Here is a 22,908-nt window from a genome sequence, read left to right as displayed (position 1 = left end):
ATGGACGATACGAAGACGCGACTTGCCGGTTTGTCCGATCCCTTGGCGGATCATCGCGATCCCGCAGGGATCGCGAGAGTCAAACCGTGACGATCAAGGCATCGGCGGACCTCACGCACGCAGTCCGGCCGCGGCGAAGCGGATCAGGTGTTCCGCGGTGCGTTCGCGATGGGTGGCCTCGGACGTCTCTCCGCGCCGCTTGATCATGCCGAAATCGGCCATGGCGTAGGTGAGGGCGCCGGCGACGATGTCCAGCCGCCAGTACAGTTCCTCCTTGTCCAGGTGCGGCAGCTGGCGCGCGAACGCGCTGGCGAACTCGCGCAGCACGTGGCCGTAGTTGTCGGACAGGAACTTGCGCAGGCGCTCGTCGTGCTCGGCGTAGGCGCGGGCCAGCACGCGCACGAAGGCGGCGCCGCCGGCGGTGTCCATGGACTGCTCCAGGGCAGGGCGCACGAACGCGTCCAGCACGTCCTCGAGGGTATGCTGCGGATTCTCGGCGACGGCGGCGAGCGCGGCGAGGCGGTGGCGGTTGAGTTCGTCGAGGCGGCGCCGGAACACTTCCTCGATCAGGCTTTCCTTCGAGCCGAAGTGGTAGTTCACCGCGGCGAGGTTGACCTTCGCCGCCGCGGTCACCTGGCGCAGCGAGGCACCGGCGAAACCGTGGCGGGCGAACAGGGTCTCGGCCACGCCGAGAATGCGTTCTTTGGTGGAGAAACTCGGCTGGCTCGGCGGCATGTTCGTTCCGATGCGCGTCAAACGATCGTTTGAATACTAGCCAGCCTGGACGTCCGGGTCAAATTCGTCGCGCGCGCGGTGTAAAACTCCGTGAAAACTAGCTAGAATCTTGCGCGATAATGTGAGCTAAGCCTGCGGATCGCCGCGGATTTGGCGCTATAACGGCATCCGCCGCCTTCCCCCCGATTCAATCCCACGGAGACACCCTGCAATGGCGCTGGAGCGCACGCTTTCCATCATCAAGCCCGACGCGGTCGCGAAGAACGTCATCGGCGAAATCTATTCCCGTTTCGAAAAGGCGGGTCTGAAGGTCGTCGCGGCGAAGATGAAGCATCTTTCGCGGCGCGAGGCCGAAGGGTTCTACGCGGTGCATCGCGAGCGTCCGTTCTTCGCCGCGCTGGTCGATTTCATGATTTCCGGTCCGGTCATGATCCAGGCGCTCGAGGGCGACAACGCCGTGCTCAAGCACCGCGACCTGATGGGCGCCACCGATCCGAAGAAGGCCGCGCCGGGCACGATCCGCGCTGACTTCGCCGACTCGATCGACGCCAACGCCGTCCACGGCTCGGACGCGATCGAGACGGCAAAAGTGGAAATTGCGTACTTCTTCGCAGAAACTGAACTCTGCCCGCGCTGAGCATCCGAACTTTCGTGAGCTGCATTCCGTGACGACGGCCAAGGTCAATCTGCTCGACTACGACCGCAAGGGGTTGCGCGACCTGTTCGCGCAACTCGGCGAGAAGCCGTATCGCGCGGACCAAGTGATGAAGTGGATCTATCACCGCCACGTCACCGATTTTGCGCAGATGACCGACGTCGGCAAGGCGCTGCGCGAAAAGCTCGCCGCCGCCAGCGAGATCGTGCCGCCGAAGACGCTGTTCGAGAAGCAGGCCGCCGACGGCACCTACAAGTGGCTGCTCGGCATGGACGGCTCCAACGCGATCGAGTCGGTATTCATCCCGGAAACCTCGCGCGGCACGCTGTGCGTGTCCTCGCAGGTCGGTTGCGGGCTGAACTGCCAGTTCTGCTCGACCGCCACGCAGGGCTTCAACCGCAACCTGTCCGCCGCCGAGATCATCGGCCAGGTGTGGGTCGCGGCGAAGCACCTGGGCAACGTGCCGCATCACCAGCGCAAGCTCACCAACGTCGTCATGATGGGCATGGGAGAGCCGCTGCTGAACTTCGACAACGTGGTCGCCGCGATGAGCGTGATGCGCGACGACCTCGGCTTCGGTCTGGCGAACAAGCGCGTCACGCTGTCGACCGCCGGCCTGGTGCCGATGATCGACAAGCTGTCCGAGTCCAGCGACGTCTCCCTGGCGGTGTCGCTGCACGCGCCCAACGACGAGCTGCGCACCGAACTGGTGCCGCTCAACAAGAAGTATCCGATCAAGGAACTGCTCGACGCCTGCGGCCGCTACGCGGCGCGCCGGCCGCGCACGACCATCACGTTCGAGTACACCATGCTCAAGGGCGTGAACGACCAGCCCGAGCACGCGCGCCAGCTGGTCAAGCTGATGCGCAAGGTGCCGTCGAAGGTCAACCTGATCCCGTTCAACCCCTTCCACGGCACGCGCTTCGAGCGTTCGGAGGAGAGCGTGATCCGCGCGTTCCAGAAGATCCTGCTCGACGCGAACGTGCTGACGATGGTGCGCCGCACGCGCGGCGACGACATCGACGCGGCCTGTGGCCAGCTCAAGGGGCAGGTCACCGATCGCACACGGCGCCAGGCCGAGTTCCGCCGCAAGCTGGAACAGGGAGTGGCCGATGCGGCTTGAGCGTGCGGCGGCCGCGGCCGCCCTGGCAATTGCGCTGTCGCTGCTCGCCGCCTGCGGCGGCGGTTCGGCCGGCGGCATCAAGAAGCAGGACGGCGCCACGCAGAAGCAGGAAGCGGCACGCACGCGCACCGACCTCGGCCAGAAATACATGCAGCAGGGCAAGCTCGAGATCGCCCTGGAGAACCTCACCAAGGCGCTCGAATACGATCCGAGCTACGTCGACGCGCACACCGTCATCGCCGTGCTGTACGAGACGATCAACGAGCCGGTCAAGGCGGGCGAGCACTACAAGCGCGCCACCGAGCTGAAGGTCAAGGGCGGCGCCGAGGCGAACAACTACGGCTGGTTCCTGTGCCGCGAAGGGCGCTACGACGAATCGCAAACGTACTTCGACCGCGCGCTCGCCGATCCCTTCTACCAGACGCCGGTGGTCGCGCTGACCAATTCCGGTACCTGCCTGCTCAAGGCCGGCAAGCGCGACGAGGCCGAAGCGCGGCTGCGGCTCGCGCTGGAGCGCAATCCGGGCGACGTCGAAACCCTGATCCAGCTCGCTTCGCTGGCGTACGACAAGGGCGAGTATCTGAAGGCGCGCGGATTCATGCAGCGCTTCGAATCGGCCTCGCCGCCGCCGCGTCCGGACGCGCTGATGCTCGGCCGCAACATCGAACTGCGGCTCGGCAACGGCACCGCGGCGAGTGAATACACGCGCCGGCTGCTGCAGGGGTTCCCCGATTCGGAGCAGGCGCGTGCGCTGAATGTGCAGGGGTCTTCGTGATGTCGGTACACAACCGTCAGTCGATGACGGGCGTTCCACCGCCAGGGGGTAGTACGACGGCCGACGAGCGCGCGCACGACGCGCAGGCGGCCGACGCAACGAGCGAGGGGGGCGGCCAGATGACGCTGCCATTGTCCAGAGATATCGACGTCACGAGAGCCGCAGAGGCCTACGAAATGAACGAATTCAATCCTGAGACCGTGCGCGACGAGGGTGCCGTCGCCATGATCGGGGGCGGGGAGGGCGACGCGTCGCTCGGCCAGCGCCTCCGCGCCGGGCGCGAGGCGCACGGCTGGAGCCGCTCCGACGTCGCCGCGCGGCTGAAGCTGCCGCTGAGCCTGGTCGGCAAGCTCGAAAGCGACGACTACGAAGGTCTGACCCAGGGCGTCTTCCTGCGCGGCTATCTCGGCAGCTACGCCAGGCTCGTCGAGGTTCCGATCGAAGAAGCCACCACCGTCGCCGCGGCGCACTCGCAGCCGGCGCCGCTGGTCGCGACCGGCACCATCTCGCGCTCGCGCTATCTTTTCGATCGCTACTCGGTCAGCGCGACCTACCTGATCCTGACCGCGATCATCGTCGTGCCGGCCGTCTGGCTCGCCACGCACGGCGGCCTCGAACAGAATCTCGCGCGCACCACGCCGCTGGATCCGCCGGCGAACGTGAGCGTGCCGCTGCAGTCCGGTTCGCCGGACGCCGCCGCGACGAATCCGGCCGACGCAGCCACGACGGATGGCGCCGTCGCCTCGACTGCGGGCCAGACCACGACCGAGCCGGTGGCGGTTCCGCCGCCGGCGCCGGTCGAGCAGGCACCGGTGATCGCTTCGATGACGCCGTTCACGACGGCGCCGAGCCAGCCGGCGGCCGAACCGCCCAAGCCGGCGGAAGATGCGGCCGGCACCGGTGCGCACACCCTGCAGCTGAAGCTGAGCCAGGCGAGCTGGGTCGAGATCCTCGGTGCGAACGGACAGCGGCTGGAGTACGGCACGCTGACCGCCGGCAGCGAGCGCAGCTACCGCAGCGACGGTCCGCTCTCGGTCCGTCTCGGCAACGTGCAGGGCGCCGAAGTGCGCTCCGACGGCAAGCTCGTCGACCTGGCACCGTTCCAGCGCGGCAACGTCGCCCACGTCAAGCTGTTCGACGGCAACGCCAGCCGCGTCGAGCAGCAGTAGCCGCTGGCTGAACTCTTCCGCACCCGCGGCCGCCTCGGGCGGCCGCGGCGCTGCGGTTTCCTGATACCCTTCGCTGTCCCGTCCGCCGCCCCGGCCGCGAGTCCGGGTGCGCGCGTTTTCGTATTTCCTAGGTGAAAGGCATGGCTTTCGACGTTCTCGACGAACACGAGCAAGGCGAACTGGTCCGCAAATGGCTGCGCGAGAACGCGATCTCGATCGCGGTCGGCGTGCTGCTCGGCATCGTGCTGATTTTCGGCTGGCAGCAGTGGAAGGCGCGCCAGGCGCGGCAGTCGCTGGAGGCCGCCTCGCAGTTCCAGGCGCTCAGCGATGCCGTCGAGGCGAAGCGTGACGACGACGTCGGCAAGATCGCCGACGCCCTGCGCAAGGATTACCCCAGCAGCGCCTATGCGGTGTTCGCGGCGATGCACCAGGCCGACATCGCGACGAAGAAGAACGACCTCGCCGCCGCCGCGACTGCGCTGGAGTGGGCGCGCCAGAACGCCAGCGTGGACAGTCTCAAGGCGCTGGCCGCGGTGCGGCTGGCGCAGGTCAAGCTCGCGCAGGACGACGCCGCCGGCGCGATCACGCTGCTCGACGGCATCACCAAGGGCGAGTACGAGGGGCTCGGCAGCGAGATCCGCGGCGACGCCCTGGTCAAGCTCGGTCGCACCGACGATGCGCGCAACGCCTATCAGAGCGCGCTGACCCATCTCGATCCGCAGGCGCCGAACCGCAACTACGTGCAGATGAAGCTCGACAACCTCGGCGCACCGGCCGCCGGTGCCGCGAGCGCGCCCGCCAAGGAGAAGCTCGGCTCATGAAGCGCTCTGCGTCTTTCATCAAGAACGCTCCCGTCGCCGCATTTGTCGTCGCCGCGCTCGCCACGGCGCTCGGCGGCTGCAACTGGATCAAGGGGCTCGGCAAGAAGGACAACGTCGAGCCGCCGACGCCGCTGACCGAAATCGCGCCGACCGCGCAGGTCGATCGCGTCTGGAGCGAAGGCGTCGGCAAGGGCGCCGGTGAGTCCGGCGCGCGCCTCGTGCCGGCTGCCGCCGACGGCCGGCTCTATGCGGTCAGTGTGGACGGCACGATCGAGGCGCTCGACGCCGCGACCGGCCGCACCGTCTGGCAGCAGCGCCTGGGCAAGCGTTCGGGCAGCAGCTGGCGGTTCTGGAGCCGCGGCGACAATTCCCTGCGCTGGAGCGGTGGTCCCACCGTTGCCGGCGACCTGCTCGTCGTCGGCGGTCTGGACGGCCAGCTCTACGCGCTGTCCTCGCAGGACGGCAGCGAGCGCTGGAACGTGCAGATGACGTCGGAAATCATCGCGCCGCCGGCGATCGACGGCGACGTCGTCGTCGTGCGCACCAACGACGGCCGCCTCAGCGCGGTCAGTGCCGCCGACGGCAGCCCGAAGTGGGTCTACAACCAGCAGGTGCCGGCGCTGAGCCTGCGCGGCGCATCGGCGCCGCTGATCGTCAGCGGCGTGGTCTACGAAGGATTCGACAACGGCAAGGTCGTCGCGGTACGCCTGCAGGACGGCGTGGAACAGTGGACGCAGACCCTGTCCGGCGCCGAGGGCCGCACCGAAGTCGAGCGGATCGCCGACGTCGACGGCAATCTCGTCAGCGACGGCGGCGTGCTGTACGCGGTCGGCTATCGCGGCCAGGTCGCCGCGCTCGCGCTCGACAGCGGCCGTCCGCTGTGGCAGCGCGACCTGTCCAGCTACGCCGGCGTCGCCGTCAGCGGCGCCACCGTGGTCGTGGTCGGAGCCGACGGCAACGTCTGGGCGTTCGATCGCGAGACCGGCGTCAACCTGTGGAAGCAGGACCAGCTGAAATTCCGCTGGCTCAGCGCGCCGGCGATCGAAGGCAAGCACGCCGTGGTCGGCGACCTGGAAGGCTACGTGCACTGGCTGAACCTCGAAGACGGCAAGTTCGCCGCGCGCGAGCGTTTCGGCAAGAAGCCGATCGAGGGTGCGCCGCTGGTCGTCGACGGCACCGTCTACATCGAAGACACGAAGGGACGCATCGGCGCCTATCGCGCGAGATAGCTGTCCGATCGAAGGAATTTTTCTCGCAAAGACGCAGAGAGCGCGGAGAAAAACGAAGGACGTTCTTTCTTCCTCTGCGATCTTTGCGTCTGTGCGAGAGGACCGCTTCCCCATGACCGCCGACACGCTCTGGAGCGTTCGATGCTTCCGGTAGTCGCCCTGGTCGGGCGCCCCAATGTCGGCAAGTCGACGCTGTTCAACGTGCTCACGCGCACGCGCGACGCGCTCGTGCACGACCTGCCCGGCGTCACGCGCGATCGCCACTACGGCGTGTGCCGGCTGGTCGAGGACAGGCACTTCGTGGTCGTCGACACCGGCGGCCTGGTCGATGACGCGGCCGGGCTCGACGCGCAGACCGCGCGCCAGGCCGAACTCGCCGTCGAGGAAGCGGACGTCGTCGTGCTCACGGTCGATGCGCGCGACGGCCTGCTGCCGACCGATCGTTCGATCCTCGACCGCCTGCGCCGCGCCGGCAAGCCGACCCTGCTGGTCGTCAACAAGGTCGACGGGCTCGACGAACAGGTCGCACTGGCCGAATTCGCCGCGCTCGGGCTCGCTTCCGTCTTCGGCGTCTCCGCCGCGCACGGCCGCGGCATGGGACCGTTGCTCGACGCGATCGTCGCGGCGTTGCCGGAGCCGGGCGCCGATCCGCTTGCGGCCGAACCCGACGACGGCATCCGCGTCGCCATCATCGGCCGCCCGAACGCGGGCAAGTCGACCCTGGTCAACCGCCTGCTCGGCGAGGAGCGCGTGATCGCCTCGGACGTGCCGGGCACCACGCGCGACTCGATCCGCATCGCGCTCGAACGCGACGGCAAGCGCTACACCCTCATCGACACCGCCGGCGTGCGCCGCCGTGCGCGCATCGAGGACGCGCTGGAGAAGTTCAGCGTGATCAAGTCGCTGCAGTCGGTCGAGGCAGCGCACGTGACGGTGCTGATGCTCGACGCGCGTGAGGGCGTGTCGGACCAGGACACCTCGCTGCTCGGCCACGTGCTCGAATCCGGCCGTGCACTGGTGGTCGCCGTCAACAAGTGGGACGGCATGGACAAGTACCAGCGCGAGCAGTGCGTCGCCTCGCTCACGCGCAAGCTCGATTTCGCCGCCTGGGCGCGGCAGGTCTTCATCTCGGCCCTGCACGGCAGCGGCATCGCCGAGCTGATGAAGGCGATCAACCGCGCCTACGCCTCGTCCAACCACAAGTTCACCTCGTCGGAGCTGACGCGCGCGGTCGAAGCCGCCTACCAGGCCTACCAGCCGCCGCTGGTGCGCGGCCACACGCCGAAGCTGAAGTTCGCCCATCCGGCCGGCACCAATCCGCCGATGATCGTGATCCACGGCGCGCGCACCAAGCACATCGCCGAAGGCTACCGCCGCTATCTCGAGAACTTCTTCCGCAAGCGCTACCGCCTGGAAGGCACGCCGATCCGCATCGAGTTCCGCGACAGCGACAACCCGTACGCCGGCAAGCGCAACGAACTCACCGAAGGCCAGCAGCGCCGGCGCACGCGCATGATCCGCAACGCCAAACGCGGCAAGCACTGACGCGGGGCGATGACGCGCGCGTCGCTCACGGTCGCGATCCTCGCCGGCGGCGCGGCGACGCGCCTGCAGGGGCGCGACAAGGGGCTCGAACCGCTGCTCGGCCGGCCACTGGTCGAATGGGTGCTCGAGGCGGTCGCGACGGCGCAGGCGGCACGCACGCTGATCGTGGCGAACCGAAATCACCAGGCCTATTCGGCATTCGCGCCGGTCGTCGCCGACGATCTCGCCGGTTTCCGCGGTCCGCTGGCCGGCGTCGCCGCCGCGCTCGCCGCTGCCGCGACGCCGTGGCTGATGACGGTGCCGGTCGACTGCCCGCGGTCGCCGGCCGATCTCGCCGCACGCCTGTATACGGCCGCCCAGGAAAATCCGGCCGATGCCGTCGTCGCGCACGACGGTGCTCGGCGGCAGCCGCTGTTCGCGATCTACCGGCGCGAGCTGACCTCGTCCGCTGCCGCGGCGGCGGCGCAAGGGTGGGGCGTGCAGCATTGGCAGACGACGATCGGCGCGCGCGAGCTTGATTTCGCCGATCGCCGCGCGCAGTTTCGCAACTTGAATACGCCCGAGGAGTTCGCCGCCTATGCCGCCGAGCATGCCCGCTGAGTTCGCGACGCGCCTGTCGGTCGCCGACGCGCGGCTGCGCGTACTCGAGCTGTGCGCTACCCGCAGGCTTCCGGCCGAAGCCGTCGCGCTGGAGTCGGCGCTCGGCCGCGTGCTGGCGGAAGATCTGATCGCGCCCCACGACCAGCCGCCGTTCGCGAACTCGGCGATGGACGGCTTCGCCTTGCGTGGTGAGGAGCTTCCGCGCACCGGCGAACGCGCTTTCCGGCTCGTCGGGCAGGTCCTCGCCGGCGCCGCTTCGGCGCCGGACTGCGGCGAGGGTGAATGCGTGCGCATCACCACCGGCGCGCCGCTGCCGCGCGGTGCGGACACCGTCGTGATCAAGGAAAACGTGCGCGTGGAAGGCGAGGCGGTCTTCGTATCCGCCGGCGAGTCCGCGCATGCCAACGTGCGTCCGGCCGGCGAGGACTACCGCGCCGGCGAGATCGCGCTGCGCGCGGGCGAACGCCTGACGCCGGCTCGGCTCGGCGTGCTCGCCTCGCTGGGGCAGTCGCAGGCGAACGTGGCGCGTCTTCCGCGGGTCGGCCTGTTCGTGACCGGCGACGAACTCGTGCCGCCTTCGCAGGCGCTCGGCTTCGGTCAGATCCACGACAGCAACCGCTACAGCCTCGGTGCGCTGCTGCGCCAGTGCGGCATCGAGCCCGAGCCGGTCGCGCATCTGCGCGACGATCCGGCGGCGCTGCGCGAAGCGCTGCGCGCGGCCGGCGAGCGCTGCGACGTCGTCGTCAGCAGCGGCGGCGTCTCGGCGGGAGAGGCGGATTTCCTGCCGAACCTCGTCGCCGAGCTGGGGAAAGTGCATTTCTGGAAAGTGCGCATGAAGCCCGGCATGCCGATGCTCTGCGGCGAGGTCGGCCGTGCGCTGGTGTTCGCGCTGCCCGGCAATCCGGTGTCGACGATCGCGACGTTCCTGGCCCTTGTGCACCCCGCGCTGACGGCGCTGCAGGGTTCGCCGGGAACCGCGCAGCGGACCTGGCGGGCGCGTCTGGCCGAACCGCTGGCGAAGAAGCACGAGCGCGCCGAATTCCTGCGCGCCTCGCTGCAATCGCGCGACGACGGTGGCCTGTGGGCGAAGCCGTTGCGCAAGCAGGGCTCGGGCATGCTGCGCGGCGTCGCCGAGGCGGACGCGCTGATCTTCGTGCCGGAAGAAGCGCACGAACTGGACGCCGGCGCGGTGGTGGAAGTGCTGCCGTTGCCGGGACTATTCTGAGCCATGAACGCCTTGCCGGATTCCGTTCCTCCGTTCGCCGCCGACTCGCGCGAGATCGATCCCGCGCAGGCGCTGTCGCATCAGCGCGACGGCGCGCTGCTGCTCGACGTGCGCGAGGACGACGAGCGCGCCGCCGGCCTGCCGGCCGGCGCGGTCGGACTCGCGCGCGGCGAGATCCAGGCGCGCATCGCCGCGATCGCGCCGGAGCGCGACCGCGAGATCCTCGCCATCTGCGCCAGCGGGCGGCGCTCGCTGCTCGCGGTCGAGACGCTGCGCGGGCTCGGCTACGCGCGCAGCCTGTCGGTGCGCGGAGGCTTCGCACGCTGGAAGCAGGAAGGCCTGCCGGTCGAGCAGGGTGCGCTCGACGCCGACTCGGCCGAACGCTACGCGCGGCATCTGGTGCTGCCGGAAGTCGGCGTCGCCGGTCAGCAGAGGCTGGCCCAGGCCCGCGTCGCGCTGATCGGCGCGGGCGGCCTCGGTGCGCCGGCGTCGCTGTACCTCGCCGCCGCCGGCGTCGGCCGCCTCACGCTGATCGATGACGACCGGGTCGAGCGTTCGAACCTGCAGCGCCAGGTGGTGCACGCCGACGCGCGCGTGGGCATGCCCAAGACCGAGTCGGCCAAGCTCGCGCTGAACGCGCTCAATCCCGGCGTGCGCATCGAGGCGATCGCCGAGCGCGTGGACGCTTCCAACGTCGAGCGCCTGGTGCGCGGCCACGACGTCGTGATCGACGGCGCCGACAATTTTCCCGTGCGCTACCTGCTCAGCGCGGCGAGCCTGCGGCTGAAGTTTCCGCTGGTCTACGGCGCCGTGCACCGCTTCAGCGGCCAGGTCAGCGTGTTCGATCCGCGGCGCGCGGATTCGCCGTGCTACCGCTGCCTGTTTCCGCAGCCGCCGTCGGCGGAAGATGCGCCCAACTGCAGCGAAGCCGGCGTGCTCGGCGTGCTGCCGGGCATCGTCGGCCTGCTGCAGGCCAGCGAGGCGCTCAAGCTGCTGCTCGGCATCGGCCAGCCGCTGGTCGGGCGGCTACTCTGCCACGACGCGCTGGCCGGCTCGTTCCGCGAACTGCGCCTGCCGCGCGACCCGGACTGCCCAGGCTGCGGCGCAAACGCGGTATTCGCCGGCTACGAGGACATCGCGCGGATCTGCGCTTCGAGCTGAGCCGCCGGTTCAACCCGGATCGTCCGGAATCAGCGAGTACGTTGCCGCGTCGTGCGTCGTTTCGCCGACACACAGCCGCCGGCGCTGGATGCCCTCGAAATGCGCGCCGATGTGTTCGGCCGTGCGCCGGCTGGCGAGATTGCCGGTCGCGGCGAGGATTTCCAGGCGACCCAGGCCCAGGCGGTCGAAGCCGAATGCGGCGACGCGACGGGCGACGCGCGCGGCGATCGCGTGGCCGCGCGCCGACCGCCTGACCCAGTAGCCGATGCCGGCGTAGTTGTAGCGGCGGCTGCGCTGGCTGATGCCGACCGCCCCCAGAAAGCGATCCGTGTCGGCGTCGAACACGGCGAAGGCGTACTGATCGCCGCTGCGCCAGCCCGATTCGCAGATCGCGATCCACTGCTCGGCGTCCGCCAGGCCGTATTCGGGATGGCACCAGTCCAGCCACGGCGACAGGCTCGCCAGCGATTCGCGCACGGCATCCGCCAGCGCCGGCGCATCGCCCGGCCGGTAGGGGCGCGCGACCAGTTCGTCGATGACGAACTCGATCCTCCCGATCGCTTCCGTCTCAGCCATGCCGTTCCTGCGCCTTCGCGAACGCGGCCAGCTGTTCCGGCGTCGCCTCGGGCTGGTGCTTGGCCTTCCATTGAGCGAACGGCTCGCCGTAGATGCGCTCGCGCGCGGCGTCCTTGTCGAAATCGATGCCGCGCTCGGCGGCCGCTTCGCGGTACCAGTCGGCCAGGCAGTTGCGGCAGAAGCCGCCGACGATCATCAGATCGATGTTCTGCACGTCGGTGCGCTCGCGCAGATGGGCGAGCAGACGCCGGAACGCGGCGGCTTCCAGTTCGGTGGCGGAGTCGGTCATTGCGGCATTCCTCGATGCGGGAACTGCGAGCCCGGTTTGAGCGCGTCCCGGTGGGCGTGGGATAATGCGCGTTTTACACCGGATCCCCAATGGCCGCGCGACTGCTGGATGGACGCCGCATCGCCGACGACGTGCTCGACACCGTGGCCGCACGCGTCGCGGCGCGGCGCGCAGCCGGCCTGCGCGTGCCGGGGCTGGCGGTGGTGCTGGTCGGCGCCGATCCGGCCTCGATGGTCTACGTGCGCAACAAGCGCCGCGCCTGCGCCCAGGTCGGATTCCGCTCGTTCGACTTCGACCTGCCCGCGGCGACGCCGGAAGCCGACCTGATCGCCCTGATCGACCGTCTCAACGCCGATCCGGACGTGCACGGCATCCTGCTGCAGCTGCCGCTGCCGCCGGGCGTCAACGCGACCGCCCTGATCGACCGCATCGACGCGCGCAAGGACGTGGACGGCTTCCAGGCCGAGAACGTCGGCCGCCTCGCCCTGCGCCAGCGCGGCCTGCGCCCGTGCACGCCGAAGGGCGTGATGACCCTGCTGGGGCACACCGATCGCCCCGTGCGCGGGTGCAAGGCGGTTGTCATCGGCGTGTCCAATCATGTCGGGCGGCCGCTGATCCTCGAATTGCTGCTGGCCGGATGCACGACGACCGGCTGCCATCGTTTCACCACCAGCCTGGAAGCCGAGGTGCGGCAGGCCGACATCGTGGTGGTCGCGGCCGGCCGTCCCGGGCTGGTCAAGGGCGAGTGGATCAAGCCCGGCGCGGTCGTCATCGACGTCGGCATCAACCGGCTCGACGACGGGCGCCTGGTCGGCGATGTCGAGTTCGCGCCGGCCGCCGAGCGCGCCTCGTGGATCACGCCGGTGCCGGGAGGGGTCGGACCGATGACGGTGGCGACCCTGATGGAGAATACGCTGGAAGCCGCCGAAACCTTCTTCGACCGCACCTGACCTCAACCTCCGTTCACCTGCGCCGTGCAAACCTGCGCGCCGGCCGCGCTGCGCAGGCCACGTCGACGAGAATCCCCAACGCCATGCCATCCATCTCCGTTCCACGCCTCGGTCTCGCGCTCGCGCTGCTCGCGCTCGGCGGGTGCGCGACGATCGTCAACAACGCCACGCAGAAGTTCGCCGACAACCTCACCGCCGGCATGCTCGACCAGGAAGACGTGACGACCGCGCGCGACGGCATTCCGGCCTGGCTGCTGCTGGTCGACGGCCTGATCCAGGGCGATCCGCAGAACGCCGGCATGCTGCTCGCCGGCGCGCGCCTGTACGGCGCCTATGCCGGCGGCTTCGTCGACGATCCGGAGCGCGCGACGCGGCTGTCCGCGCACAGTTTCGACTACGCTCGGCGCGCGACCTGCATCCGGCTGCCGGGGCTGTGCGCGCAGATCGACCAGCCGTTCGAGGGCTTCCAGGCCGAGGTCGCCAAGGCCGGCCGGAACGACGTCGGCGTGCTCTACGGCCTGGCTTCCGCCTGGGCCGGCCGGATCCAGAACAACAGCTCGGACTGGAAGTCGATCGCCGACATCCCGAAGGTGCAGGTGCTGTTCGAGCGCGTGGTCGCGCTGGCTCCGGACCACCAGCAGGGCGAGCCCTACATGTACCTGGGCGTGCTCGACACCCTGCGGCCGGCCTCGCTCGGCGGCAAGCCGGAGGAGGGCAAGGCGTTCTTCGAGAAGGCTCTTGCAATGTCCGGCGGCAAGAACCAGATGGTCCGGGTCCTGTACGCCGAGCGCTACGCGCGCCTGGTGTTCGACCAGGAGCTGCACGACAGGCTGCTCAACGAGGCGATCGCGGCCGATCCGCGCGCACCGGGCCTGACCCTGATCAACAGTCTGGCGCAGCAGCGCGCGAAGAAGCTGCTCGCCTCGGGCAAGGATTTCTTCTAGCGCCCGGCGCAAGGCGCCGCGGCTTCGCCGCAACGACGACGGCCTTTCATTCCAGGAGGATGACGATGAACCCCCTCAGCAGAATTTCCCTCGCGCTTGCGCTCGCCCTGGCCGGTGCCGGCGCCCAGGCCGCGACGATCAAGATCGCCACGCTGGCGCCCGACGGCACCAGCTGGATGAAGGAGATGCGCACCAGCGCCGAAGCGATCAAGACCAAGACCGAAGGTCGCGTCGAGCTCAAGTTCTATCCCGGCGGCGTGATGGGCGACGACGCCACGGTGCTGCGCAAGATCAAGATCGGCCAGCTGCAGGGCGGTGCCTTCACCGGCGGCGAGGCCAGCGCGATCACCAAGGACGCCGAGGTCTACACGGTGCCGTTCATGTTCCGCAACCAGGAGGAAGTGGACAAGGTGCGCGCCAAGGTCGATCCGCTGATCAAGGAGCAGTTCCGCAAGAACGGCTTCGAGCTGCTGGGCATCAGCGGCGGCGGCTTCGCCTACCTCATGAGCACGCGCGAGCTGAAGACGCGCGACGACCTCAAGAGCGCCAAGGTGTGGGTGCCGCAGGGCGACGAGATCGCCGCGGCGACCTTCAAGGCAGCCGGCGTCGCGCCGATCCCGCTGCCGCTGTCGGATGTCTACACCAGCCTGCAGACCGGTCTGATCGACACCGCCGCCAACACCACGGCCGGCGCCATCGCGTTCCAGTGGCACACCAAGATCAAGCACGTGGCCGACCTGCCGGTGATCTACGTCATCGGCGAACTCGCGGTGGACAAGAAGGCGTTCGACGCCCTCACCGCCGCGGACCAGAAGGTGCTCGGCGACGAGATCGGTGGCGCGTTCGAACGCATCGACAAGCTGGCGCGCAGCGACAACGCCTCCGCGCGCACCGCGCTCGAACAGCAGGGCATCAAGTTCACCGCGCCGAGCGAGGCCGAACGCAAGAGCTGGGAGGCGATCGGCGCGGACGCGAACAAGCAGCTCTCGGCCGGTGGCGCGTTCTCGCCGGAAGTGCAGAAGACGCTCGACGCCACGCTGGCCGAAGCGCGCGGCGGATCGGCCAAATGAGCCGGCCGGCCGGGCGCGCCCTGGTCTGGCTCGACCGCGTCGAGACCGGGCTGATCGCCTTGCTCGTGCTGGCGATGGTCGTGCTCGCCGGTGCGCAGATCGTACTGCGCAATTTCTTCGAGACCGGCCTGGAATGGGCCGATCCGCTGCTGCGCGCGATGGTGCTGTGGGCGGCCATGCTCGGCGCGCTCGCCGCGGCGCGCGACGACAAGCACATCGGACTCGACGTGCTCGCGCACTTCGTGCACGGCAAGACGCGCCGGGCGATACGCATCGTCACCCTGCTGTTCGCCGCCGGCATCTCGGCGACGATGGCCTGGTACGGCTACGGCCTGGTGCAGCTCGATTTCGGCGGCGGCAACACCGTCGCCGGCATTCCCACCTGGCTGGTCGAGGCGATCATCCCGCTCGGCTTCGGCCTGCTCGCGCTGCGCTTCGCCCTGCGCGCGTTCCTGCCACCGCGCAACGAAGACATGCCGGTGCTGGCGCCGGAGCTGCCGTGATCGCGCTCGCCGTCGTCGCGCTGCTGATTCTCGCCGCGCTCGGTGCGCCGCTGTTCGCGCTGATCGCGGCTGTGGCGCTGCTCGGCTTCCATGCCGCCGGGCAGGAGGGCATCGCGGTCGCGGTGGAGTTCTACCGCCTGGCCGACATGCCGGCGCTGATCGCCATTCCGCTGTTCACGCTGGCCGGTTACCTGATGGCCGAGAGCCAGGCGCCGCAGCGACTGGTGCGCGTGACCAACGCGCTGCTCGGCTGGCTGCCGGGTGGCCTGGCCATCGTCGCGGTGCTGGCCTGCGCGATGTTCACCGCGTTCACCGGCGCCACCGGCGTGACCATCGTCGCGCTCGGCGCGGTGCTGTATCCGGCCCTGCTGCAGCAGAAGTACGGCGAGCGTTTCTCGCTGGGCCTGCTGACCGCGTCGGGCAGCCTCGGCCTGATCCTGGTGCCGTCGATGCCGCTGATCCTGTACGGCGTCGTCGCGCAACAGTTCCACACCACGCCGCCGGTCACCATCGACGCGCTGTTCAGGGCCGGCGTGCTGCCGTGCGCGCTGATGGTCGTGCTGCTGTCGATCTACAGCATCTGGCACGCGCGCCGCGTCGGCGTCACGCGCGAGAAGGTCAGCGGGCGCGAGCTGGTCGACGCGCTCAAGGGCGCCGCCTGGGAGCTGCCGCTGCCGTTCGTGATCCTCGCCGGCATCTATTCCGGCAAGCTCGCCGCCTCGGAAGCGGCCGCCGCGACTGCCTTGTACGTCGCCGTAGTGACGGTGCTGATCCGCCGCGAGATCCCGCTGTCCAAGCTGCCGAAGGTCGCGCGCGAGGCGATGCTGCTGGTCGGCGCGCTGCTGGTCATCCTCGGCTTCTCGCTGGCGCTGACCAACTGGCTGATCGACGCCGAGGTGCCGGAGAAGCTGTTCGGCGTGATCCAGGACAGCATCACCAGCAAAGGCATGTTCCTGCTCGTGCTGAACGCGTTCCTGCTGGTGTTCGGCATGCTGCTGGAAGGCTTCCCGGCGATCATCATCCTGGTGCCGCTGGTGCTGCCGGTCGCGCTGAAGTACGGCGTCGACCCGATCCACCTCGGCATCCTGTTCCTGGCCAACCTGCAGCTGGGCATCTTCCTGCCGCCGGTCGGCATGAACCTGTTCATCGCCAGCATGCGCTTCAACAAGCCGGTGCTGACCCTGGTGCGTGCCAGCGCGCCGTTCTTCCTGATCCTGCTCGCCGCGGTGCTGGTGATCACCTACTGGCCGGAGCTGTCGCTGGCGCTGGCGCGCTGAGTGCGCGTCAGGAGTTCCGTTGGCGCCAGCGCGCGAGCGCAGCGTCGACGGCCTCGCGCTGGCTCGGCGCCAGCGCCGGGAGCTCGGGTGCGGACAGCGCGTCGATCAGCGGCCGCGCGCGCGAGCGCTGGCCGATCTGGATCCAGCAGGCCGCCAGGGTGGCCTGCGCGTGCAGGCGATCGGCCGGTTTGGACGTGGTTCCGCGCAGCTCGACGGCCTGGGCGGCGTCAGCGCAGCTCTCTCCGGCGCTGCCTCGGTCGAGCGCCAGCCAGCTGCGCTCGATCAATCCTGCAGCCTGAGCCTCCTGGCCGTCGACCTGCGCGAAATAGGTGGCGAGCGACGCCTCCGCGTCGGCGTGGCGGCCGGCGTGCCGTTGCGCACGCGCCAGCAGCAGCCAGGCTTCCGCCTTTTCCGCCGCCGAAACGCCGTCGATCTGCTCGCGCTCCCGTTGCATGCGCTGCAGCACCTCGATCGCTTTTTCGCTCTGGCCGGAGGCGTCCAGCGCAAGGGCGTGGGCGCGCAACTGCTTGTCCGGCCGCAGCAGCTGCTTGCGCTTGGGGTTCGCGGTGCGCCACTCGATGACGCGGCCGAGGACCTGCGCCGCTTCCTCCATCTCGCCGTTCTGGTACAGCGACAAACCGAGGTTGGACAGGATGCTGTAGTAGTCCGGGTGATCGTTGCCGTAGATGCGCTCGCTGGCCGCCAGCGCTTCGCGATGCAGGGCGACCGCGTCGGCGTAGCGGCCGCTGCGATTGAGCGCATAGGCGCGGGCGTCGAGCAGGTAGCCGCGCTGCCAGTCGCCCGGCTCGGTGCGCGCGACGATCGCGTTCCAGGCCGGGTCGAGCAGGGCCAGCGCCTCGTCCGCCCGCTGCTGCGCGGAGAGGTTGAAGCTCAGCGGGATCAGCACCTGCCAGTACGGCTCGCTGTCCTCGCCGAACAGCAGCGCGCGCGTCTTCGCGCTGCGGCGCAGCCGCGGCTCGGCTTCGGCCCAGCGGTCGAGGTTCGCCAGCTCGATGCCGGCGTGCAGGTCCGCGGTGGCGCGCAGCTCGGCCGCTTGGCGCGAGTCGTCGTCGCTGAGCGCGTAGGCGCGCTCGGCTTCGGCCAGGCTGTCGTCGCTGCGGTTCAGGCGGCTGCGCGTCGCGCTCAGCGCCAGGCGCACGCTGGCTTCGGCCAGGCGATCGTCGCCGGCGGTGCGCAGCGCCAGCGCCTCCTCGAGCAGCGGCTGCGCCTGGGTGGGCGTGCCCAGGCCGTTGCGGGCGCGGCCCAGCGCTTCGAGCAGGGCCGCGCGCTGCACCGGCTGCGCGCCGAGCTTGCGCCGGACCTCGCGCTCGCCCTCAGCGAGCAGGTCGGCCGGCGTGACGGTTTCGCCCGGATGCGAACCCGGATTGGCTGCCTTGAACACGCCGACCAGCACGTCGACGGTGCGGTGCGCGGTCTCCGCTTCGCGCAAGGCGATGTCGCGCTGCGCGGCGGCCTCGCGTCCCTGCCACAAGGCGACAGCGAGTCCGGCGGCGAGCGCGAGCACGCCGGCGGCCGATGCCGCCAGCGCCCAGCGATGCCGCCTCACGAAGCGCCCGGTGCGATAGCTCCAGCCATCGCGGCGCGCACGCACCGGGCGGTCGCGCAGGTGGCGTTCCACGTCGGCGGCGAATTCGCCGACGCTGGCGTAGCGCTGCTCCGGCTCGCCGCGCAGCGCCTTCATCACGATCGCGTCGAGGTCGCCCTGCAGGCGCCGCCGCAGCGTGCCGGGCGCCAGTCCGCGTCGCGCCGCCAGCTGTCCGGCGTCTGATTCCTTTCCGTCGCGCAGCGTGGTGGCGCTCGGGCGAGGCGGTTCCGCTTCGCCGTTCGCGCGGGCCTCGCGCGGCCGCCGTCCGGTCAGCAGCTCGTACAGCAGCAGGCCGAGCGCGTAGACGTCGACCGCGGTCGTGATCGGCTCGCCGCGGATCTGTTCCGGCGCGGCGTAGTCGGGCGTGAACATGCGCGTCGCGGTTTCCTCGCCGGCGCGATCGAGCAGCTTGGCGATGCCGAAGTCGAGCAGCTTCACCACGCCGTCGCGGCCGACCAGGATGTTCGACGGCTTCAGGTCGCGGTGCACGACCAGGCGCTGGTGCGCGTGCGCGACGGCGTCGCAGACGACCCGGAACAGGCGCAGGCGTTCGGCGATGCCGAGGCGGTGCCCGTCGCACCAGTCGAGCAGGCTTTCGCCGTCGACGTATTCCAGCGCCAGCCACGGCTTGCCGTCGGCGGTGACGCCGCCGTCGATCAGATGCGCGATGTTGGGGTGCTGCAGGCCGGCCAGGATCTGCCGCTCGGCGAGGAAGCGCCGCTGCGTGTCGGCGGCGTCCCAGCCGCTGCGGATCAGCTTGATCGCGACCGTCTGCGAGAAACCGCCCTCGACGCGCTCGCACAGCCAGACCGCACCCATGCCGCCGCTGCCGATCTGGCGCACCAGGCGGAACGGGCCGAGCCGCAATCCGGCGTGCGCGGTCGCGGCGGCGGCTTCCTCCGAGCCGATCTGCTCGGCCAGTCCGGCGATGATCTGTGGTGCCGCCTGGGCCAGTGCGCCTCCGGAGGTCGCGGTGCGGTCGGCGCGCAGCAGCGCGAGCGCTTCGTCGCGCACCTCCGCGTCGTCGGGGCAGGCCTCGGCCAGCCGCGCGTCCCAGTCCGACGCCGACGCGTCGGCCAGCTGGTCGAACAGTGCGCGCGCGCGGCGCCAGCGTTCGGCATCCATCATCGGCTCCGGGATTCCCCTGCTTTGAGGCATTCTATACATTGCACGGCGGCGCTTTCGTTCCTCGCGAACGGAGCCGCGCCTCGCCGCAGCGGGTGCACAGAGGACATTGCCATGGTCGACACTCCAGCGGACCTGACCCGGGCGATCGCGGCCGGCGCGGACGATCCGGCCGCGCGCGAGCGCGCGCTAGCGCTGGTCTACGAGGACCTCCTGCGCATCGCGCGGTCCGAGCTCGCCCGCCACCGCCGCGGCGATACGCTGAACACGCGAGCCCTGGTCAACGAGGCGTACCTGAAGCTCTTCCACGGCAGCGGCGGCGTGTTCGAAAGCCGCGTGCATTTTTTCGCCACCGCCGCGCGCGCAATGCGCCAGGTGGTCATCGACTACGCCCGCGCGCATCTGGCCGGGCGGCGCGGCGGCGGCGCCGAGCACGTTCCGCTCGAAGCCCTCGAAGGGATGCCGCTGCCGGTCGACGCGCAGGCCGAGCAACTGGTCGGCATGGATCGCGCACTGCAGAAGCTGGCCGGCCTCGACGAGCGGCTGGTGCAGGTCGTCGAGCTGCGCTTCTTCGCCGGCCTGGAGGTCAAGGACATCGCCGAGCTGCTCGGCGTGTCCGAACCGACGGTCAAGCGCGACACGCGCGCGGCGAAAGCCTTCCTGCAGAAGGAACTCGACGCCGCCTGAGCTTCCCCGCCGCGGCGGAACGCCGGCGGCGGCGCGGGAAAGACGGGCGGTGGGAGGGATGGCGGCGGGCGGCACGAAGAAGCCTCGTCGGAGACGGATCGTTTCCACCTACGCGAAAGCGCAGGCGCAGGGATCATCCCTGCAAGCGCGGTTGGCATTGCCGCTAGACTTCCGCGATGAGCGTTCCCGCCCCGCTGCAGCTCCTGCATCTCGACGAGCACCTCGTCGCCGTGAACAAGCCGCACTCGCTGGCGGTGCACCGCAGCCGCCTGGTCGGCGAGGACGAGGATTACCTGATCGACCGCCTGCGTCTGCAGGTCGACGGCCGCCTGCACGCCGTGCACCGGCTGGATCGCGCGACCAGCGGCGTGCTGCTGGTCGCGCGGTCGCAGGAAATCGCCGCAGAACTCGGCCGCCAGCTGATGGCGCGCACGGTGGGCAAGTCCTATCTCGCGGTGGTGCGCGGCTGGCCGGCGGAGCAGGGCGAGATCGACTACCCGCTGTCCGGTTCCAGCCTGCGCGGCGAGGCGAAACCGGCGCTGACGCGCTGGCGTCGGCTGGCGACGGTCGAGGTGCCGATCGCCTCCGGGCGCTACGCGCAGCAGCGCTACGCCTTGCTTGAGGTGCAGCCGCAGACCGGCCGCTATCGGCAGATCCGCCGCCATTTCCATCACGTCTCGCACCATCTGCTCGGTGACACCAGCCACGGCCGCGGCGATCACAACCGCCTGATCCGCCAGCACTACGGCGTGCACCGGCTGCTGCTGCACGCCTGGCGGCTGGAAGTCGTGCATCCGGCGACACAGGCGCCGCTGCGGTTCGAGGCTCCGCTGGACGACAGCTGGCAGCGCCTGCTGGGCACTTTCGGGTGGAGCGGGGCGCTGCCGGCCGACGACGTCGCGTTGCGGCATCCGGCCGCAGCCGCCGCCCACGAGTAGCGAGGCGGCCGCGCAGTCTGTAAAATACGGCATGCGCATACTCTCCGAAGCTCTCACCTTCGACGACGTCTCCCTGGTCCCCGCGTTCTCCGCCGTGCTGCCGCGCGACGTGGACCTAGGCGCCCGTCTCACCCGCAACATCCGCCTCAACCTGCCGATCGTGTCCGCCGCGATGGACACGGTGACCGAAGCGCGCCTGGCCATCACGATGGCGCAGTGCGGCGGCATCGGCATCATCCACAAGAACATGTCGATCGAACGCCAGGCCGCCGAAGTGCGGCTGGTGAAGAAGTTCGAGGCCGGCGTGATCCGCGATCCGGTCACCGTCGGGCCGCAGACCTCGATCCGCGAGGTCATGCAGATCACGCGCGCGAACAACATCTCCGGCGTGCCCGTCGTCGACGGCGAGCAGCTGGTCGGCATCGTCACCAACCGCGACCTGCGCTTCGAGAAGAAGCCGGAGGATCCGGTCAAGAACATCATGACGCGCAAGGAGCGCCTGGTGACGGTGAAGGAGGGCGCCGAGGACGACGAGGTGCTCGCCCTGCTGCACCGGCACCGCATCGAGAAGGTGCTGGTGGTCGACGACGCGTTCCGCCTGCGCGGTCTGATCACCGTCAAGGACATCCAGAAGGCGCGCGACAATCCCAATGCCTGCAAGGACGACCGCGAGCGCCTGCGCGTCGGCGCGGCCGTCGGCGTCGCCGGTGACACCGAGCAGCGCGTCGCGGCGCTGGTCGAGGCCGGCGTCGACGCGCTGATCGTCGACACCGCGCACGGCCATTCCTCCGGCGTGATCGAGCGCGTGCGCTGGGTGCGCACGAACTTCCCGAAGATCGACCTGATCGCCGGCAACATCGTCACCGGCGACGCGGCGAAGGCGCTGGCCGACGCCGGCGCGGACGCGGTCAAGGTCGGCATCGGCCCCGGCTCGATCTGCACCACGCGCGTGATCGCCGGCGTCGGCGTGCCGCAGGTGTCGGCGGTGGACATGGTCGCGACCGCGCTGCAGGGCAGCGGCATCGCGCTGATCGCCGACGGCGGCATCCGCTACTCCGGCGACATCGCCAAGGCGCTGGCCGCCGGCGCGGACTGCGTGATGATCGGCGGCCTGTTCGCCGGCACCGAGGAGGCACCCGGCGAGGTGGAGCTGTATCAGGGCCGCAGCTACAAGAGCTACCGCGGCATGGGCTCCCTCGGCGCGATGCAGAAAGGCTCGAAGGACCGTTATTTCCAGGACGACGAAGGCGACGCCGACAAGCTCGTGCCGGAAGGCATCGAGGGGCGCGTGCCGTACCGCGGCCCGCTGCGCAACATCGTCCATCAGCTCAGCGGCGGCCTGCGCGCGGCGATGGGCTACGTCGGCTGCGCGACGGTCGAGGACATGCGCACCAAGCCGCAGTTCGTGCGCATCACCTCGGCCGGCATGCGCGAGTCGCACGTGCACGACGTCGCGATCACCAAGGAACCGCCGAACTACCGTCCGGACTAGCCGCCTGAAACCGACCTCTCCGCTTCGCCAGTACCTGAGCGCTGCCTTCCGCTGGCGCGCGGGCAGGCAGCGGTCGGGGTACGACAAGATGCTGCTGTTGCAGTCGATGTGGCCGTTGCCGTTCGACGTCTACGTGCTGCGGTTCCGGACGGGCAGCGAGATCGCACCGCATACCGACCCGGTCTCGATCGGACGCCACTTCCGTTGCAACGTCGTGATATGGCGCGCGCAGGAGGGCGGCGAATTCGTCTGCGCAGCCCCGATCTTCGCCAGCCGGCGCATCAAGCTGTTCCGCCCGGACGCCTGCGAACACAGCGTCACCCGCGTCGTCCGCGGCACGCGCTACGTGCTCAGCATCGGCTGGGTGCGCCGTTCCGATTCCCTTTCCGCTCGCCGACCGCGCTCCTCCTGAC

At 69.8% G+C, this 22,908-nt stretch carries 23 protein-coding genes; 19 read left to right on the top strand and 4 right to left on the bottom strand.

Translation table 11 applies throughout. The features are described 5' to 3' along the window. Positions 1 to 111: 111 nt before the first annotated feature. Positions 112 to 735: a TetR/AcrR family transcriptional regulator gene (locus ACFO6Q_RS19890; RefSeq protein WP_380022958.1), complete on the bottom strand. Its 624-nt coding sequence runs from the start codon at positions 733 to 735 to the stop codon at positions 112 to 114. Positions 736 to 946: 211 nt separating this feature from the next. Between ACFO6Q_RS19890 and ndk the strand changes: the two genes are divergently transcribed. The 10 genes from ndk to moeB all read left to right on the top strand — a co-directional run bounded on the left by ndk (position 947) and on the right by moeB (position 11,038). Then, complete coding sequence (gene ndk, locus ACFO6Q_RS19885; protein WP_380022957.1) at positions 947 to 1,372, top strand: nucleoside-diphosphate kinase; 426 nt, start codon at positions 947 to 949, stop codon at positions 1,370 to 1,372. Positions 1,373 to 1,391: 19 nt separating this feature from the next. Beyond that, the gene (rlmN, locus tag ACFO6Q_RS19880; RefSeq protein ID WP_465251713.1) at positions 1,392 to 2,513 is read left to right on the top strand and encodes a dual-specificity RNA methyltransferase RlmN; all 1,122 of its coding nucleotides are present in this window, start codon (positions 1,392 to 1,394) and stop codon (positions 2,511 to 2,513) included. Continuing rightward, on the top strand, positions 2,503 to 3,288 hold the full coding sequence (gene pilW / locus ACFO6Q_RS19875) for a type IV pilus biogenesis/stability protein PilW (RefSeq protein WP_380022954.1): 786 nt from the start codon (positions 2,503 to 2,505) through the stop codon (positions 3,286 to 3,288). The genes rlmN and pilW overlap by 11 nt, the downstream gene beginning before the upstream one ends. A 176-nt stretch (positions 3,289 to 3,464) precedes the next feature. Further along, a complete protein-coding gene (locus ACFO6Q_RS19870; RefSeq protein WP_380022953.1) occupies positions 3,465 to 4,457 on the top strand; it encodes a helix-turn-helix domain-containing protein in 993 nt (330 codons plus the stop codon). 140 nt (positions 4,458 to 4,597) lie between these two features. Beyond that, complete coding sequence (locus ACFO6Q_RS19865; RefSeq protein WP_380022952.1) at positions 4,598 to 5,278, top strand: YfgM family protein; 681 nt, start codon at positions 4,598 to 4,600, stop codon at positions 5,276 to 5,278. Next, a complete protein-coding gene (gene bamB, locus ACFO6Q_RS19860) occupies positions 5,275 to 6,507 on the top strand; it encodes an outer membrane protein assembly factor BamB (RefSeq protein WP_380022950.1) in 1,233 nt (410 codons plus the stop codon). Before ACFO6Q_RS19865 ends, bamB begins: the two co-directional genes overlap by 4 nt. 141 nt (positions 6,508 to 6,648) lie before the next feature. Further along, entirely contained in the window at positions 6,649 to 8,052 is a 1,404-nt protein-coding gene (der, locus tag ACFO6Q_RS19855; protein WP_380022949.1) for a ribosome biogenesis GTPase Der, read from the top strand. Positions 8,053 to 8,061: 9 nt separating this feature from the next. Beyond that, complete coding sequence (gene mobA, locus ACFO6Q_RS19850; protein WP_380022948.1) at positions 8,062 to 8,652, top strand: molybdenum cofactor guanylyltransferase MobA; 591 nt, start codon at positions 8,062 to 8,064, stop codon at positions 8,650 to 8,652. Beyond that, the gene (locus tag ACFO6Q_RS19845) at positions 8,642 to 9,877 is read left to right on the top strand and encodes a molybdopterin molybdotransferase MoeA (protein ID WP_380022946.1); all 1,236 of its coding nucleotides are present in this window, start codon (positions 8,642 to 8,644) and stop codon (positions 9,875 to 9,877) included. Before mobA ends, ACFO6Q_RS19845 begins: the two co-directional genes overlap by 11 nt. 3 nt (positions 9,878 to 9,880) lie before the next feature. Continuing rightward, the gene (gene moeB / locus ACFO6Q_RS19840) at positions 9,881 to 11,038 is read left to right on the top strand and encodes a molybdopterin-synthase adenylyltransferase MoeB (RefSeq protein ID WP_380022944.1); all 1,158 of its coding nucleotides are present in this window, start codon (positions 9,881 to 9,883) and stop codon (positions 11,036 to 11,038) included. Positions 11,039 to 11,047: 9 nt separating this feature from the next. Here the strand turns inward: moeB and ACFO6Q_RS19835 are convergent, their stop codons facing one another. Both ACFO6Q_RS19835 and ACFO6Q_RS19830 read right to left on the bottom strand, forming a co-directional pair. After that, on the bottom strand, positions 11,048 to 11,614 hold the full coding sequence (locus ACFO6Q_RS19835; protein WP_380022942.1) for a GNAT family N-acetyltransferase: 567 nt from the start codon (positions 11,612 to 11,614) through the stop codon (positions 11,048 to 11,050). Next, positions 11,607 to 11,903, bottom strand: a complete 297-nt coding sequence (locus tag ACFO6Q_RS19830) for a DUF1244 domain-containing protein (protein WP_380022941.1) — start codon at positions 11,901 to 11,903, stop codon at positions 11,607 to 11,609. Before ACFO6Q_RS19830 ends, ACFO6Q_RS19835 begins: the two co-directional genes overlap by 8 nt. Positions 11,904 to 11,992: 89 nt before the next feature. On the opposite strand from ACFO6Q_RS19830, the gene folD reads away from it, so the two are divergent. The 5 genes from folD to ACFO6Q_RS19805 all read left to right on the top strand — a co-directional run bounded on the left by folD (position 11,993) and on the right by ACFO6Q_RS19805 (position 16,647). Continuing rightward, positions 11,993 to 12,853, top strand: coding sequence for a bifunctional methylenetetrahydrofolate dehydrogenase/methenyltetrahydrofolate cyclohydrolase FolD (gene folD / locus ACFO6Q_RS19825; protein ID WP_380022940.1), 861 nt, complete (start codon positions 11,993 to 11,995; stop codon positions 12,851 to 12,853). Between the two features lie 83 nt (positions 12,854 to 12,936). Beyond that, on the top strand, positions 12,937 to 13,797 hold the full coding sequence (locus ACFO6Q_RS19820) for a TRAP transporter TatT component family protein (protein WP_380022939.1): 861 nt from the start codon (positions 12,937 to 12,939) through the stop codon (positions 13,795 to 13,797). A gap of 65 nt (positions 13,798 to 13,862) precedes the next feature. Then, a complete protein-coding gene (locus ACFO6Q_RS19815) occupies positions 13,863 to 14,867 on the top strand; it encodes a TRAP transporter substrate-binding protein (protein ID WP_380022937.1) in 1,005 nt (334 codons plus the stop codon). Beyond that, positions 14,864 to 15,370 carry a TRAP transporter small permease gene (locus ACFO6Q_RS19810; RefSeq protein WP_380022935.1) on the top strand — a complete coding sequence of 169 codons (507 nt, stop codon included), beginning with the start codon at positions 14,864 to 14,866 and terminating at the stop codon, positions 15,368 to 15,370. The genes ACFO6Q_RS19815 and ACFO6Q_RS19810 overlap by 4 nt, the downstream gene beginning before the upstream one ends. Beyond that, entirely contained in the window at positions 15,367 to 16,647 is a 1,281-nt protein-coding gene (locus ACFO6Q_RS19805) for a TRAP transporter large permease (RefSeq protein ID WP_380022933.1), read from the top strand. The genes ACFO6Q_RS19810 and ACFO6Q_RS19805 overlap by 4 nt, the downstream gene beginning before the upstream one ends. 7 nt (positions 16,648 to 16,654) lie before the next feature. On the opposite strand, the gene ACFO6Q_RS19800 is transcribed toward ACFO6Q_RS19805, so the two are convergent. Next, positions 16,655 to 19,378 (bottom strand): protein kinase domain-containing protein, encoded by a 2,724-nt coding sequence (locus tag ACFO6Q_RS19800; RefSeq protein ID WP_380022932.1) that lies wholly within the window; start codon positions 19,376 to 19,378, stop codon positions 16,655 to 16,657. A gap of 114 nt (positions 19,379 to 19,492) precedes the next feature. Between ACFO6Q_RS19800 and ACFO6Q_RS19795 the strand changes: the two genes are divergently transcribed. The 4 genes from ACFO6Q_RS19795 (at position 19,493) to ACFO6Q_RS19780 (ending at position 22,907) form a co-directional block, all read left to right on the top strand. Beyond that, positions 19,493 to 20,065: an ECF-type sigma factor gene (locus tag ACFO6Q_RS19795; RefSeq protein ID WP_380022931.1), complete on the top strand. Its 573-nt coding sequence runs from the start codon at positions 19,493 to 19,495 to the stop codon at positions 20,063 to 20,065. 176 nt (positions 20,066 to 20,241) lie between these two features. Continuing rightward, the gene (locus ACFO6Q_RS19790) at positions 20,242 to 21,003 is read left to right on the top strand and encodes a pseudouridine synthase (protein WP_380022929.1); all 762 of its coding nucleotides are present in this window, start codon (positions 20,242 to 20,244) and stop codon (positions 21,001 to 21,003) included. Positions 21,004 to 21,034: 31 nt separating this feature from the next. Further along, positions 21,035 to 22,495, top strand: a complete 1,461-nt coding sequence (gene guaB, locus ACFO6Q_RS19785; protein WP_380022928.1) for an IMP dehydrogenase — start codon at positions 21,035 to 21,037, stop codon at positions 22,493 to 22,495. Between the two features lie 88 nt (positions 22,496 to 22,583). Further along, on the top strand, positions 22,584 to 22,907 hold the full coding sequence (locus ACFO6Q_RS19780) for a 2OG-Fe(II) oxygenase (RefSeq protein ID WP_380022927.1): 324 nt from the start codon (positions 22,584 to 22,586) through the stop codon (positions 22,905 to 22,907). Position 22,908 lies beyond the last annotated feature (1 nt).

The organism is Dokdonella ginsengisoli (genome assembly GCF_042652785.1).
In the GTDB taxonomy this organism is placed as follows: Bacteria; Pseudomonadota; Gammaproteobacteria; order Xanthomonadales; family Rhodanobacteraceae; genus Dokdonella_A; species Dokdonella_A ginsengisoli.
Note: the sequence above shows the minus strand (reverse complement) of the source record. Positions and strands in the feature narration are given on the sequence as shown.

What these genes read in the sequence shown, in the direction of transcription:
- ACFO6Q_RS19890 (WP_380022958.1), bottom strand. Translation starts at nt 735, where the DNA reads ATGCCGCCGAGCCAGCCGAGTTTCTCCACCAAAGAACGCATTCTCGGC.
- ndk (WP_380022957.1), top strand. Translation starts at nt 947, where the DNA reads ATGGCGCTGGAGCGCACGCTTTCCATCATCAAGCCCGACGCGGTCGCG.
- pilW (WP_380022954.1), top strand. Translation starts at nt 2,503, where the DNA reads ATGCGGCTTGAGCGTGCGGCGGCCGCGGCCGCCCTGGCAATTGCGCTG.
- ACFO6Q_RS19870 (WP_380022953.1), top strand. Translation starts at nt 3,465, where the DNA reads ATGAACGAATTCAATCCTGAGACCGTGCGCGACGAGGGTGCCGTCGCC.
- ACFO6Q_RS19865 (WP_380022952.1), top strand. Translation starts at nt 4,598, where the DNA reads ATGGCTTTCGACGTTCTCGACGAACACGAGCAAGGCGAACTGGTCCGC.
- bamB (WP_380022950.1), top strand. Translation starts at nt 5,275, where the DNA reads ATGAAGCGCTCTGCGTCTTTCATCAAGAACGCTCCCGTCGCCGCATTT.
- der (WP_380022949.1), top strand. Translation starts at nt 6,649, where the DNA reads ATGCTTCCGGTAGTCGCCCTGGTCGGGCGCCCCAATGTCGGCAAGTCG.
- mobA (WP_380022948.1), top strand. Translation starts at nt 8,062, where the DNA reads ATGACGCGCGCGTCGCTCACGGTCGCGATCCTCGCCGGCGGCGCGGCG.
- ACFO6Q_RS19845 (WP_380022946.1), top strand. Translation starts at nt 8,642, where the DNA reads ATGCCCGCTGAGTTCGCGACGCGCCTGTCGGTCGCCGACGCGCGGCTG.
- moeB (WP_380022944.1), top strand. Translation starts at nt 9,881, where the DNA reads ATGAACGCCTTGCCGGATTCCGTTCCTCCGTTCGCCGCCGACTCGCGC.
- ACFO6Q_RS19835 (WP_380022942.1), bottom strand. Translation starts at nt 11,614, where the DNA reads ATGGCTGAGACGGAAGCGATCGGGAGGATCGAGTTCGTCATCGACGAA.
- ACFO6Q_RS19830 (WP_380022941.1), bottom strand. Translation starts at nt 11,903, where the DNA reads ATGACCGACTCCGCCACCGAACTGGAAGCCGCCGCGTTCCGGCGTCTG.
- folD (WP_380022940.1), top strand. Translation starts at nt 11,993, where the DNA reads ATGGCCGCGCGACTGCTGGATGGACGCCGCATCGCCGACGACGTGCTC.
- ACFO6Q_RS19820 (WP_380022939.1), top strand. Translation starts at nt 12,937, where the DNA reads ATGCCATCCATCTCCGTTCCACGCCTCGGTCTCGCGCTCGCGCTGCTC.
- ACFO6Q_RS19815 (WP_380022937.1), top strand. Translation starts at nt 13,863, where the DNA reads ATGAACCCCCTCAGCAGAATTTCCCTCGCGCTTGCGCTCGCCCTGGCC.
- ACFO6Q_RS19810 (WP_380022935.1), top strand. Translation starts at nt 14,864, where the DNA reads ATGAGCCGGCCGGCCGGGCGCGCCCTGGTCTGGCTCGACCGCGTCGAG.
- ACFO6Q_RS19800 (WP_380022932.1), bottom strand. Translation starts at nt 19,378, where the DNA reads ATGGATGCCGAACGCTGGCGCCGCGCGCGCGCACTGTTCGACCAGCTG.
- ACFO6Q_RS19795 (WP_380022931.1), top strand. Translation starts at nt 19,493, where the DNA reads ATGGTCGACACTCCAGCGGACCTGACCCGGGCGATCGCGGCCGGCGCG.
- ACFO6Q_RS19790 (WP_380022929.1), top strand. Translation starts at nt 20,242, where the DNA reads ATGAGCGTTCCCGCCCCGCTGCAGCTCCTGCATCTCGACGAGCACCTC.
- guaB (WP_380022928.1), top strand. Translation starts at nt 21,035, where the DNA reads ATGCGCATACTCTCCGAAGCTCTCACCTTCGACGACGTCTCCCTGGTC.
- ACFO6Q_RS19780 (WP_380022927.1), top strand. Translation starts at nt 22,584, where the DNA reads ATGCTGCTGTTGCAGTCGATGTGGCCGTTGCCGTTCGACGTCTACGTG.